This is a genomic window from Empedobacter sp. GD03739, from assembly GCF_029843245.1.
GTDB lineage: Bacteria > Bacteroidota > Bacteroidia > Flavobacteriales > Weeksellaceae > Empedobacter > Empedobacter falsenii_B.
The window spans coordinates 1-12770 of sequence record NZ_JAOCHX010000020.1 but is presented as its reverse complement, the minus strand read 5'-3'; the positions used below and the strand labels follow the sequence as shown (position 1 = coordinate 12770).

The following is a 12770-nucleotide window of genomic DNA, read 5'->3' as shown; positions in this document are numbered from 1 at the left end:
CTAATCAATTACGAAGTTCGAAATTCGAACTTCGTTTTTTCTATTAAAAATGAAATTCAAAGGTTACGCATATGGGCTAATATCGTCCATATCTTATGGATTAATTCCATTATTTATCCTTCCTATAAAACAAGCAAATTTTTCGATGGATACCACATTATTCTATCGATTCTTTTTTTCTGCATTGATTGTCGGAACATATTTATTCATCAAAAAACAATCATTCAAAATAGATGTGAAACAGATTCCATTTTTAATCATTTTAGGATTATTGTACGGAATCTCAGCGGATGCCTTATTTTTAGGTTATGATTATTTAACTCCTGGAATTGCCTCCACATTATTATTCGTTTATCCGTTGATTGTTGCCATCATAATGGCTGTTTTCTTCAAAGAAAGAATTACAATTTCAACTATTGTAGCCATTGTTTTTGTACTGGCTGGTGTAATTTTACTAAGTTTCAAAGAAGGAAAATTCGAGCTAAATCCAATCGGATTAGGAATTGTTTTTATCAGTGCTTTGGGTTACGGATTATATATTGTGACAGTCAACAAATCGAAAGTACGAGATATAAAAGGCTTTACATTAAGCTTTTATTCGTTTCTATTTACAACGATTTATTACGCAACAAAATGATTATTCACAAAGAATCCTTCATTTTACCATCATTAGAATTAACCTTCAACTTTTTTATATTTGCGTTTGTTACGACAGTTGTTTCGAGCATCGCTTTGATTTATGCAATTAAAAACATTGGTTCTACAGCCACTTCTATTCTTGGCGCATCAGAACCTGTGGTTGCCGTTGCTGTAAGTGTTATGATCTTTGGTGAAGATTTTTCGTTGAGTTTGGCTTTAGGAATTTTTATGATTATTCTAGGCGTGACTCTGAATGTAATTGGTGATGCATATCAACAAAAAAGATTGAAGTAATTGTAAATCCTATTTTTAACTTTGCATCAATGAAACAGAAATTTAATCCTGAAGGTTGGAATCGTATAGAGCATTTTAATATGTTCTCGAAAATGGATAATCCGTATGTCGGAGTTGTTGCGGAGGTTGAATGTTCTAAAGCGTACAAATTTGCCAAAGCAAATAAATTGTCTTTTTTCGCAGTCTATTTACATTGCTCGATGTTGGCAGAAAATAAGATTAATGAGTTTAAATATCGCATCGAAGATGATGAAATTTTTGTGTACGATCATTTAGATTGCGGAACAACAATTGGTAGAAAAGACGGAACTTTTGGTTTTGCGTTGATGAATTTTACCGAAGATTTTAATGCATTTAACGCACAACTTCAAGAGCAAATACAAAGTGTAGAAAATTCGGTTGGTTTGCACATCAAAAATGAAGAAATTACCATTGGCTTGGTTCGTCATTCTACGTTTCCATGGTCGAGATTTACGGGATTAGTGCAACCAAGTAACTTTGGAACAGGAGAATCTATTCCGCGAATTATTTTTGGAAAAGCGTATACGCAAAACGATAAAATGTATATGCCTGTTTCGGTTGAGGCGAATCATGGTTTTGTAGATGGTTTTCATTTGGCAAATTATCTGCAAGAATTTGAAAAAGAATTAGGTAAATATTAGAAATAGTAAAAACGAATTTCGAGTTTCGAAATTCGTTTTTTTTATGGTTTATTCTGATTCTGTTTGTGGTTCATTTATTGGTTCAGGTAAAATTATCTTAATATTTGGAAAATATTTTTTATCTTCTTCTAAAATAAAATCTTTATCATACTCGTAATAATGTGATAATCTTTGCAAAATAAATTGATTAGATTCTAAATCTCTTTGAAATCTAATTTTATAACCTTTTATTTCATCTTCAAAAATATCAGTTTCTTCAAAAGGTACTTTAATTGCTTTATTTATATCTACAAATCCTTCAACAATTTTATCATCTTGATTGACTATTAATTTATAAATTATACCATTTATTTTAGTTTGTAAATATTTGTAATCACTATTCAAATTAATTTCTTTTGTTTCAGAAATATAAATGTACAAGTTATCCTCTGTAAAAATAATTCCTATATTTTCGACATTCAGATGATTTGATTTAGCTATTATAGTTGCTTGTTCTAATGCTTGATAAAAATTTTTATTTTTGATTTCTTTTGGAATCGAATTAATCTTGTTTGTTTGACAACCAAAGAAAAACAAAAGAATTAAAACTGAATAAATATATTTCATACAAGTGTTTTAATTAAAGATAATCAATTCACTGCAACTTTTTTATTTAGTTTTTTTGACCAAGAAAAAATATAAATCGTTCCGATAATTGAAGGCACAATCCAAAAATAAATATTATCTCCAAATCCAGCGCCTGCAACCAAAAACGCTGTTACTGAAGCGATATAAGCACCAACCATTTTTCCAACATGATTCATTGTCCATTTTTTATAATTCTCTGTATTCTTGTAAAAAACAAAATCTCGATAAGACATAAATCCTCCTAAAAACCCAAAAATTAAATACAATAATCCAATTGCATTGCTTTTGAAAAGTGGAAGTAATCCAAAAACAATCATCACAATAGATGTGATAAACATTGCTCCAGAAATGATTTTATCCAAATTATTAGAATAATTTTTACGCTTATAATTTAGAATTCTATTTCCAATCAAAATCATATAAATCGTGAAAATACCAATCATTAAAAGAAAAGAATTGTGGTGATTTGGAAAAGCACAAATAATTAACGAAAGAACAGAACTGACTAACATACCAATCGAAAATATTTTTCCCACTTTTTTGTGTGTCGAATTTCCTTTTTTTATAATCATAACAGCTGTACCAGCAACTAAACCAATTCCTCCAAAAAAAGCGTGAATGTAAATAATGATTTTGACTAAATTTTCCATAATGTGTTTATTTATTATGGAATAAAATTAAGTGAAGTCTTTTTTAATTTTAAAAATTATTAACCGAATTGTCGAATTTTACGGATGAATTGTATTACTCTTTTGTTTTCACTGTTTCTATAGCATCATTCATCAAATCAAACTCGTAGCCTTTGTACGCTAAATATGCTTTTACTTTGTTTATTTTCTTGAAAGATTCTCGCTCAGAAGCTAATAAATTGAACTTTTTTTGTGTTAAATGCAATAAATTATTCCAATATTTATCCAAATCAATTTCTTCTTTAAATGCTTTTTCAATTAATTTTTGATCAATTTGACGCATTTTTAATTCTTGACGAAGACGATTTCTTCCCCACATTTTTTGATTGACTTTTCCTCGAACAAAATTATGAACAAATCGTTCTTCATTTAGAAATCCGTAATGAATTAACTTAAAAAGAATCTCATCTTTCGCTTCTGGAATCAAATCAAAATCGCGTAGTTTTTTCTCTACTTCCCAATGACAACGATCTTGATAAAGGCAATATTTTGCCATTTTATCTTTGATTTCATCAATCGTATAAATCTTTTTTGGGTTGTCTTTCGAAAAATTCATGCAACAAAGTTAAGATTTTAATAAGAAAATTGTTTGATTAACTTGATGAGGATCCTGAAAAAAGTTCAGGATTAATCAACAAAAAAACTGAATCATTTCTGATTCAGTTTTTATATTATTTATTTTAAATAGTTGAAGGAAAAAATATGAACTTCTCAATTCTAATTTCTCACATCTCAATACTATTTTTATTAAGCTTTTTGTAATTCCGCGATATATGCTGTTGGATCCTCAGCATTGAAAACTGCCGAACCAGCAACTAAAGCATCTGCACCAGCTTCTACCAATTTTGATGCATTTTGTACTCCAACTCCTCCATCAATTTCGATGATAACATTTGCATTTGCTTCTGTAATCATTTTTTTCAATTTTGATACTTTGTTGTATGTATTCTCGATGAATTTTTGACCTCCAAAACCTGGATTAACACTCATGATTAGAACTAAATCTAAATCGTTAATCACATCTTCTAAAACAGATACTGGTGTATGCGGATTAAGCGCCACTCCTGCTTTCATTCCTTCAGCTTTTATAGCCTGAATTGTACGATGTAAATGTGTACACGCTTCGTAATGAACAGTCAAAATATCTGCACCAACTTGTTTGAAAGTTGAAATGTAACGATCTGGATCAACAATCATTAAATGTACATCCAAAACTTTATCTGTTAACGAATTTATTTTCTCAATAATTGGCATTCCGTAAGAGATATTCGGAACAAAAACGCCGTCCATTACATCTAAATGAAACCATTCGGCTTGAGAATTATTAACCATTTCGATGTCTTTTGCTAAATTTCCGAAATCGGCTGCTAAAATTGATGGTGCTACTATTGGCATAATCTTATTTGTTGTTTGTTTGTATTTTGTGGTGCAAAGGTAATGAAATAAAAAAATCGTTGAAAACTCAACGATTTATATTTTTTTAGAAATTGTAACCAACTCGAAAGCCTAAGTCTAAGGCAACTCCTGTATTTGTACTCTTTACTTCTGATGTTGTATAATTATCAAAATCATAGTTTGTATATGTTTCTTGATAAAGAGAAAGTCCTAATCCCGTATAAAACTCATAAAAAAAGTTTTGAGCAAAAGAACGTTTAAATCCATAATTGAACGTAATAGAACCTTGTGGATTAACACCTAAATTATCACTATTAGAAATTGTTAACCAATCTGGCGTATAAGTTCCTTTTACAGCAATATAATTCCCAGAATTATTTTTGGTATTTTTTCCTTTGTCAATTCTTCGGTCAAAATTATAATAATAACGTCCTTCTAAAGCTATATTTGTTGTCAAAATATACTCAAAATCACTCCCATAAAAATCGCTATAACTGTATTTAAAACCTCCCAAATAGTCTAAAGATCCTACAGCTGTAAAATTTTCGGATAAAGCTTTTTCATATTGAATTCCGATTCCAATAAAACTAACGTTTGCATTAAACAAATCTGTTGCTTTTTCTTGAGCAAATAGTGAAGTTGATAATAAGAGAGTAAATAATAGTTTTTTCATTTTCAGTGTTAATTAATACAATACGAATATAACAGAAAAAATGATTCAGTAAAATTATTTTTAATCCAAGAAAACTCTATTATCAATAAAGTTATAAGGTTCTTCGTCTTTCAATTCTTCGTTGATGATAAAATGAATCGAATCTTTTGACATAAAAATATAAGTATAAATATCTGCCATCTCATCAGAATCTCTAAACTCGTAATATTCATCACCAATCGTGCACCAAACACCTTCGTCTTCAGAAAAAGTTACACGATCATCTCTATAAATCGTTTTAAAGTTAACCGTCATTGTGCCGTCAGCTTTTCTATTGACCATCCAACTATTTGTTTCACCTTTAAAAAATTTCCCATGATCGGTTCCAGACCAAATTCCAACAAATCGTTCATCTACATCCATAGATTTTATATATTCTTTCATTTGGTTTTGATCAGCTTTGTTCATCATGATTTTCTATATTAAAATTAGCTTAAAAGTAGCCAATCTATACTTCTTCTCATCTCAAAAAGACTTAATTTGCAGCTCGGGATAAAAAACAACAAATTTATGGAAAATAATATGCTTAATCAACATCCAGCAGATATTGCCGAACAATTAACTGCACTGAACGTAAAAGAAAGAAACATCGCTTTTTACTCGCTTTTGAATGATGATAAAGTTGAAGTATTCTCCTATTTTGAACCCGATATTCAGTACGAAATTGTAAAAAGTTTGACGGACGAAGATTTAGCCGAGGTTTTGAACAATCTTGATCCTGATGACCGAACAGAACTTTTTGAAAATTTCCCAGATCAATTAATCAAACATTCCATTAATCTTTTAAATCCTGAAGAACGTGCTACAGCACTGAATTTGATTGGATACAAAGAAGATTCGATTGCACGTTTAATGACACCAAATTATATTCAGGTAAAAGAACATTATACAGTAAAACAAGTTTTGGCTCACATCAAAAAGTATGGAAAAAAAGCCGAAACATTAACGTATATTTTTATTGTTGATGGAAAAAATAGATTGATTGATGATTTAAAAATTGGCGAAATTCTTTTGGCTGATGAAGATACTAAAGTAGAAGATTTAATCGATCATAATTTTGTTTCAATCAAGACGACAACTCCTTTAGAAGATGCGTTAGAAGTTTTTGATAAATACGATCGTTCTGCGATGCCAATTGTGACAGAAAATGATGTTTTGGTCGGAATTGTAACATTTGACGATATCTTGGATCGTATGAAAATGCGTGATACAGAAGATATTCAGAAATTTGGAGGTATGGAAGAATTGGATGTTTCGTATACTAAAACACCTATTGCGGAATTAATCAAAAAGCGCGCAGGTTGGCTGGTTATCTTATTTATTGGCGAAATGTTTACTGCTTCTGCTATGAGTTATTATGACCAAGAAATCGAAAAAGCGGTTGTGTTGGCTTTATTTGTTCCATTGATTATTTCGAGTGGTGGAAATTCTGGTTCTCAAGCGGCTTCACTAATTATCCGAGCAATGGCTTTGGGTGAATTGAAACTAAAAGATTGGTGGTATGTAATGAAGAAAGAGTTTGCTTCGGGATTAATCTTAGGTGCAATTCTAGGATTTGTTGGTTTTATCAGAATCTTAATTTGGCAAAAAACTGGAATTTATAGTTATGGAGAATATTGGCTATATGTAGCTTTAACAGTCGCTTTATCTTTAATCGTCATTGTTTTATGGGGAACACTTTCTGGATCTTTAGTTCCATTTATTTTGAGAAAAATTGGATTTGATCCCGCAACAGCATCCTCGCCTTTCGTTGCAACTTTGGTTGACGTTTCAGGATTGATTATCTACTTTACAATTGCTGCAATTTTACTAAGCGGAAAATTATTATAACAAAAAACTCCAACTAAATTTAGTTGGAGTTTTTCATTTATTTTTTTCTTGTATCAATAAATTCGTACGTTTCATTTTCTTGTTCAAAAGCCATATTAAATGCTTTAAACTTTATCTGATTTTCATTTAAAATCTGAAACTCATAAACATCTGTTGATTCAGAATCTTCGTGGTATTCGTAAAACTTATTATCTTTTACCCACCATTTTCCTTTTTCTATAGAATTTTCTGTTTTTCTTCCTTTCATTTTAGTTTTAAAATCCAAAACAAAAGTTCCGTCTGCATTTCTTGTCATTGCCCATTCTTTAGATAATCCTTTCACTTGATTATCTTTTTCCGAACCTATCCAAATACCTACAAAACGTTCGTCTGCTTCACCATCTGTCTGATCATATGCAAACCCATCTACAGAGCTTTCCATATCAAAGATTTTTTTCATGGTTTTAGCTTTATATACAGAATACTTTTCTTCATAATAATCTGTCAAATTATTACTTTTTTCTTCTGAATATTTAGTCGTTTTAAAACCTCTTGGTAATTTTCCTTTTTCTAATCTATACTCAATTTTATTTTCATTGATTTTATACAAATAAATATCATTGAAGTTTAATTCATTTCCTTCCTCAAAATACTGATTATTATCTGTCCACCAAGTTCCTGTTTCTTTTGCATAAATAGAATCTCGACCACTCAACAACTCAAAATATAAAATAAATGTTCCATCATTTTTACGGTTGATTAACCATTTTCCATCAATAGGATCAGCTTTTGTTTTAGGAATTGAAGAAGACCAAAATCCAACTAAATTTTGATCAACTTTCTTTTGACCGAAAGTATAAGTTGAAAAAAGTATAAGAGTAAATAGTAAAATAAAGTTTCTCATAAAGTGTTTTAGTATTTATAAAAAAAGCAGCTTATTTAGCTGCTTTCTTATGTTTCTATCGTCCGATATACGTTTTCAAAATCTTAGATCTTGAAGTATGTTTTAAACGACGAATTGCTTTTTCTTTAATTTGACGAACACGTTCTCTTGTTAAATCAAACGTTTCTCCAATTTCTTCTAACGTCATTGGATGTTGACCGTTTAATCCGAAGTATAAACGAATTAAATCAGCTTCGCGAGGCGTTAATGTTTGTAATGCACGCTCAATCTCTACACGTAAAGATTCAATCATCAATTGAACGTCTGGAGATGGAGATTCACCAATGTTTAATACATCGTATAAGTTAGAATCTTCTCCTTCTACTAATGGTGCGTCCATTGAGACGTGACGACCAGAGTTTTTCATCGACTCTTTTACATCACCTTCAGACATATCCAAAACTTCAGAAATTTCTTCTGCAGATGGAGCACGTTCATGTTCTTGCTCTAATAAAGCATAGGCTTTATTAATTTTATTGATCGATCCAATTTTATTTAATGGTAAACGTACAATACGAGATTGCTCTGCTAATGCTTGTAAGATAGATTGACGAATCCACCAAACTGCATACGAGATAAATTTGAAACCACGTGTTTCGTCAAAACGTTGTGCAGCTTTAATCAAACCTAAATTTCCTTCATTAATTAAATCTGGTAAACTTAAACCTTGATTTTGATATTGTTTCGCAACAGATACCACGAAACGTAAGTTTGCTTTTGTTAATTTTTCTAAGGCAACACGATCTCCTGCTTTGATACGTTGTGCTAACTCTACTTCCTCCTCCGCTGTAATCAAATCTACTTTACCAATCTCTTGTAAGTATTTATCCAACGACGCAGTTTCACGATTTGTTACCTGCTTTGTAATTTTAAGCTGTCTCATTTAACTAAAACCCTCCTATTATTAATGATTATTATCGATTTCTTTTGGCATTTTATCAACACCACTATATATGTATACGCAGATAACTGAAAAAGGTTACAAAATATTGTAAATTATTTCAGAATTAATATCTTAAAACTTCGTAAATCATTTGAGCAGAGAGTTTCGCTGTCGAGTTATCAACATCAAAAAGCGAATTATATTCAACTAAATCAAATATTTTCACTTTGTTTGAGTTCATTAGAACCTTCAAAATATATTTAACCTGAAAAGGTGTCAAACCATTAATTGTCGTTGCACTTACACCTGGCGCATAAGCTGCATCAAAAACATCCATATCCAACGAAACATAAAGCACATCAAATTGTTGAACAATCGTTTTCAAATCATCTAATACTTTATTCAAATTGAAATGCACTTCATCTGCCAAAATAAAATTAACTCCTATATTTTCAGCACGTTGAAATAATGCTTTCGTATTTCCTAATTCTTGAATACCGATTGGAATATAATTGAACTTCATTTCATTTTCTTCGCAATACTTTGCCATTTCGTAAAAAGGCGTTCCAGAAGTTGATTGCGGATTTGGCGTTCTCAAATCAAAATGCGCATCAAGATTGATAATTCCAATATTTTTGTATGATTTTGCTAAAGCCAAAAAATCACCCAAAGCTGTTTCGTGTCCACCACCAATTACAATCGGAAAATGATTTTGTTGGATAATTTTATCCACTTGATTGATTTGTTCTTCACGTGCAGATTCTAAATTATTATCATCACAATGAATATTTCCAGCATCAAAAATAAAATCAGTTTCGGAAAAATGTAAAGGTAAATTCGCCAAACTTTTTCGAATCAAATCTGGTGAATCTTTCGCACCAATTCTACCCTTATTCCGTTTAACACCTTCTTCCGAACAAAATCCTAACAGTACTTTTGGTTGAACAGATGATGATTCAAATTTATCATAATCAGAAATTACTTGATGAATTCTTAAACCTAATTCTCCATCTTCAGAATCAATTCTTCCTGTCCAATTTTCTTGATTAAATGGTGTTTTTTGCATGATTAATAAAATTTAGGTAACGACAAATTATATTTTACAGTAACAATACGAATTGCGGCAATAATAGCTCCCGAAACAATAAAATTGATATTACGATCTAATCCAAAACTTTCAAAAATTAAATACATTACACCTCCTGCGACACATGCCATTGCATAAATTTCTTTCACAAAAACTGTAGGCGTTCTATTCATCAAAACATCTCTTAACATTCCTCCCATTACAGCGGTCATCATTCCCATCATCACAGAAATAAAATCATTTGCGCCCAAAGAATGCGCTTTTTCCAAACCTACAATTGTAAATAAAGCAATTCCCAATGTATCGAAAAGCATTAATGTTATTCTTAATCGTGAAAAATATTTAAAAAATAATCCTGCCAACAAAATTCCAGCAAAAACTGCGTAAATGACATTCATATCATTTATCCAAACTAACGGATAACTGTTAAGAAATAGATCGCGTAAAGTTCCACCACCAACAGCCGTTATAAAAGCAAAACAAGCAATTCCGAACCAATCATGTTTTTGTCTTTCATCTCCAGCTAAAGCACCAGAAATAGCAAACACAACCGTCCCAAATAATTCAAAAATGTATTGAATTTCCATCTATAAAAAATTAGTTCGCTAAGATACGAATCTATAAATTAATGGCTTTTGAATTTCGGTAATGATAAGTTATACTTAATTGCAGTCAAACGAATTGCGACAATTACAGCCCCCGAAATAAAGAAATTGATGTTACGATCAAGTCCCAATTTCCATAAAATCATATAAATAACTGCACCACAAAGACATGCAAACGCATAAATTTCTTTCTTGAAAATAATAGGAACTTCGTTCAACATCATATCGCGAATAATGGATCCAAAAACCGCCGTAAACATTCCCATTACAGGTGCAATTACAGGATGAATTCCAAGATTTAGAGCTTTTTCTAAACCAACAATCGTAAATAAAGCAATTCCTAACGTATCAAAAAGCATAAATGTTTTACGAAGTTTCAACAGAGGCTCATAGAAAATTGCCGCTAAAATAACACCAATCCCTACTGCATAAATAAGATTAACATCCTTTATCCACATAATTTCAACGGAAAGTAAAATATCACGAATTGTACCACCTCCAATTGAAGTTAGGAAAGCAATAAAGGTTACACCAAACCAATCGTTACCAGATTTTTCATCTGCTGCTAAAGCGCCCGAAATTCCAAAAAAAAGTGTACCAAATAATTCGAAAAAATATTGAATCTCCATTTCTATTGTATTAAATCATATTGTGTTGTGCTCTGTCAAAAATAAACACTTTTCTTTTTTAACGATGTTTAAATATACAATCGAAAATAAAAAAAGACCAACACATTTGTTAGTCTTTTTGTTAATATTAATAATAATTTGTTTTTTCTAATTGCTTTTCATCAATCGGATCTTCATCCAAATAGCGTTCTAAACTATCATCCAACTCTTTCATCCAAGGTGTGTGATGTTTTTCTGCTTTCGTTTCGTCCATAACTGAGGTATAGGTTTTATCTCGATAAGTTAAAATATTTTCTTCTTTATCTTTTAACCAAGATTTGAACATATTAGCAACTTTATCCAAATCGAACATAGGATAATCAGTTAAATGAATTAAATCCTTCAAATAATCAGTTTGAAAATCAACATGATCATCAGCAGAAATCGATTGTTTTTCATAATCAACCCATTTCTGAATATCTTTTTGAATATCCTGTTTTGAAGGTAAATCAATTCGTCCCAAAATATAATCACGTGCAAACCATGCTTGTGCATCAAACATATTAAATGTGTAATATTGATCCTGCATTCCCAAAAATAACAATTGAGCATTAACATCTGATATTACACCTTTATACATTCCTTCTGGATACAAACAATTTTTTGTTTTTAGACGCAAATTATCTGGTAAAAACGGAAATTTGTGTTGATAACCTGTACACATAATCACTGCATCAAATTCTTTTGATGTTCCGTCTTTGAAAAATGCTTTCTTATCTTCAAAATGTGTGACCAAAGGCAATTCTTCTATTCCATTTGGCCATTTACAATCAATTGGATTTGTACGATAAGAAATTGTGACCGATTTAGTTCCGTGTTTATAGCATTGTACCGCAATATCCTCTGCCGAATAACTACTCCCAATCAATAAAATTTCTTTGCCTCTAAATGGATCAGCTCCACGGAAATCATGCGCATGCATTACATTTCCTGTATAATTCTCGATACCTTTAAAATAAGGCATATTTGGTGTAGAAAAATGCCCAGTTCCGACAATTAAATAATCGAAATACTCTTCGAACGTTTCATTTTTCTTTAAATCATCAAAAACAACGCGAAACTGTTTTTTATCCTCTACATAATCTACCCACCTTGCAACGGTATTAAACTGAATGTACTTTCGCGCATTACTTTGTTTAATTCTCCCTTCTATATAATCGAATAATACTTCTCTAGGTGGATAAGAAGATATTGTTTGCCCAAAGTGTTCAGAAAATGTATAATCTGCAAATTCTAAGCATTCTTTTGGTCCATTCGACCATAAATATTTATACATACTGCCATGCAATGGCTCTCCGTATTTACCTACTCCTGTACGCCAAGTGTAGTTCCACATTCCTCCCCAGTTGTCTTGCTTCTCAAAACATTTAATTTCTGGAATTTTGTTACCTTTTTTCTCTTCTGACTCAAATGCTCTTAACATTGCCAAACCACTTGGTCCAGCCCCGATAATGCCTACTTTTAAACTCATGAATTGTTTTTAATTAAACTTATATGAACTACTCAACTATCTCTCGATAGTAATTGATTTTTATGTCTGAAACGACCTGATATAGAAACTAACTTCTATAAAAACTGTGTAAAACAGAATAGAATGAGTAATCTAATGATTACAACATATAAAGAGATAGAAAACCTCTTGCTGAATAAATAAAATTTTATTCAAAATTAAATTATTCTTCAATGTACTAAAATTATAGCAGATGGACAAATATTAATAAAACATAATGATAAGCGTAATTATTATGGCGTTCCCT

At 30.8% G+C, this 12770-nt stretch carries 16 protein-coding genes; 4 read left to right on the top strand and 12 right to left on the bottom strand.

All coding sequences use genetic code 11. The features are described from left to right. The first annotated feature begins 49 nt into the window (after positions 1–49). From N5E64_RS08225 to N5E64_RS08215, 3 genes are read left to right on the top strand one after another with little or no spacing between them, the layout of a single operon-like run. Positions 50–637, top strand: a complete 588-nt coding sequence (locus N5E64_RS08225; protein WP_260392006.1) for a DMT family transporter — start codon at positions 50–52, stop codon at positions 635–637. Then, positions 634–933, top strand: a complete 300-nt coding sequence (locus N5E64_RS08220; protein ID WP_260392005.1) for a DMT family transporter — start codon at positions 634–636, stop codon at positions 931–933. Before N5E64_RS08225 ends, N5E64_RS08220 begins: the two co-directional genes overlap by 4 nt. 29 nt (positions 934–962) lie before the next feature. Further along, positions 963–1595 (top strand): CatA-like O-acetyltransferase, encoded by a 633-nt coding sequence (locus N5E64_RS08215; RefSeq protein ID WP_125350032.1) that lies wholly within the window; start codon positions 963–965, stop codon positions 1593–1595. 48 nt (positions 1596–1643) lie between these two features. On the opposite strand, the gene N5E64_RS08210 is transcribed toward N5E64_RS08215, so the two are convergent. From N5E64_RS08210 to N5E64_RS08185, 6 genes are all read right to left on the bottom strand, one after another. Continuing rightward, positions 1644–2201 carry a hypothetical protein gene (locus tag N5E64_RS08210; RefSeq protein ID WP_280036968.1) on the bottom strand — a complete coding sequence of 186 codons (558 nt, stop codon included), beginning with the start codon at positions 2199–2201 and terminating at the stop codon, positions 1644–1646. A 23-nt stretch (positions 2202–2224) separates the two neighbouring features. Next, complete coding sequence (locus N5E64_RS08205) at positions 2225–2872, bottom strand: hypothetical protein (RefSeq protein ID WP_114997823.1); 648 nt, start codon at positions 2870–2872, stop codon at positions 2225–2227. A gap of 94 nt (positions 2873–2966) precedes the next feature. Next, the gene (locus N5E64_RS08200) at positions 2967–3467 is read right to left on the bottom strand and encodes a regulatory protein RecX (RefSeq protein WP_280036966.1); all 501 of its coding nucleotides are present in this window, start codon (positions 3465–3467) and stop codon (positions 2967–2969) included. Positions 3468–3658: 191 nt separating this feature from the next. Beyond that, positions 3659–4306 carry a ribulose-phosphate 3-epimerase gene (gene rpe, locus N5E64_RS08195; protein WP_280036965.1) on the bottom strand — a complete coding sequence of 216 codons (648 nt, stop codon included), beginning with the start codon at positions 4304–4306 and terminating at the stop codon, positions 3659–3661. An 85-nt stretch (positions 4307–4391) separates the two neighbouring features. Next, on the bottom strand, positions 4392–4979 hold the full coding sequence (locus tag N5E64_RS08190; RefSeq protein WP_114997834.1) for a hypothetical protein: 588 nt from the start codon (positions 4977–4979) through the stop codon (positions 4392–4394). A gap of 60 nt (positions 4980–5039) precedes the next feature. Further along, positions 5040–5429 carry a hypothetical protein gene (locus N5E64_RS08185; protein WP_280036964.1) on the bottom strand — a complete coding sequence of 130 codons (390 nt, stop codon included), beginning with the start codon at positions 5427–5429 and terminating at the stop codon, positions 5040–5042. A gap of 99 nt (positions 5430–5528) precedes the next feature. Here N5E64_RS08185 and mgtE point away from each other — a divergent pair, with 99 nt between their 5' ends. Then, positions 5529–6848, top strand: a complete 1320-nt coding sequence (gene mgtE, locus N5E64_RS08180; RefSeq protein ID WP_125350025.1) for a magnesium transporter — start codon at positions 5529–5531, stop codon at positions 6846–6848. A 37-nt stretch (positions 6849–6885) separates the two neighbouring features. Here mgtE and N5E64_RS08175 read toward each other — a convergent pair whose 3' ends face one another. The 6 genes from N5E64_RS08175 to N5E64_RS08150 all read right to left on the bottom strand — a co-directional run bounded on the left by N5E64_RS08175 (position 6886) and on the right by N5E64_RS08150 (position 12484). Further along, positions 6886–7731, bottom strand: a complete 846-nt coding sequence (locus tag N5E64_RS08175) for a lipocalin family protein (protein ID WP_219035271.1) — start codon at positions 7729–7731, stop codon at positions 6886–6888. Between the two features lie 55 nt (positions 7732–7786). After that, positions 7787–8653, bottom strand: coding sequence for an RNA polymerase sigma factor RpoD/SigA (locus N5E64_RS08170; protein ID WP_019975176.1), 867 nt, complete (start codon positions 8651–8653; stop codon positions 7787–7789). A gap of 124 nt (positions 8654–8777) precedes the next feature. Continuing rightward, positions 8778–9719, bottom strand: a complete 942-nt coding sequence (hutG, locus tag N5E64_RS08165) for a formimidoylglutamase (protein WP_219035272.1) — start codon at positions 9717–9719, stop codon at positions 8778–8780. A 2-nt stretch (positions 9720–9721) separates the two neighbouring features. Next, the gene (locus tag N5E64_RS08160; RefSeq protein ID WP_125350023.1) at positions 9722–10327 is read right to left on the bottom strand and encodes a trimeric intracellular cation channel family protein; all 606 of its coding nucleotides are present in this window, start codon (positions 10325–10327) and stop codon (positions 9722–9724) included. 38 nt (positions 10328–10365) lie between these two features. Then, positions 10366–10974 (bottom strand): trimeric intracellular cation channel family protein, encoded by a 609-nt coding sequence (locus tag N5E64_RS08155; protein ID WP_280036959.1) that lies wholly within the window; start codon positions 10972–10974, stop codon positions 10366–10368. Positions 10975–11101: 127 nt separating this feature from the next. Then, positions 11102–12484: an NAD(P)/FAD-dependent oxidoreductase gene (locus N5E64_RS08150; protein ID WP_280036958.1), complete on the bottom strand. Its 1383-nt coding sequence runs from the start codon at positions 12482–12484 to the stop codon at positions 11102–11104. Positions 12485–12770 lie beyond the last annotated feature (286 nt).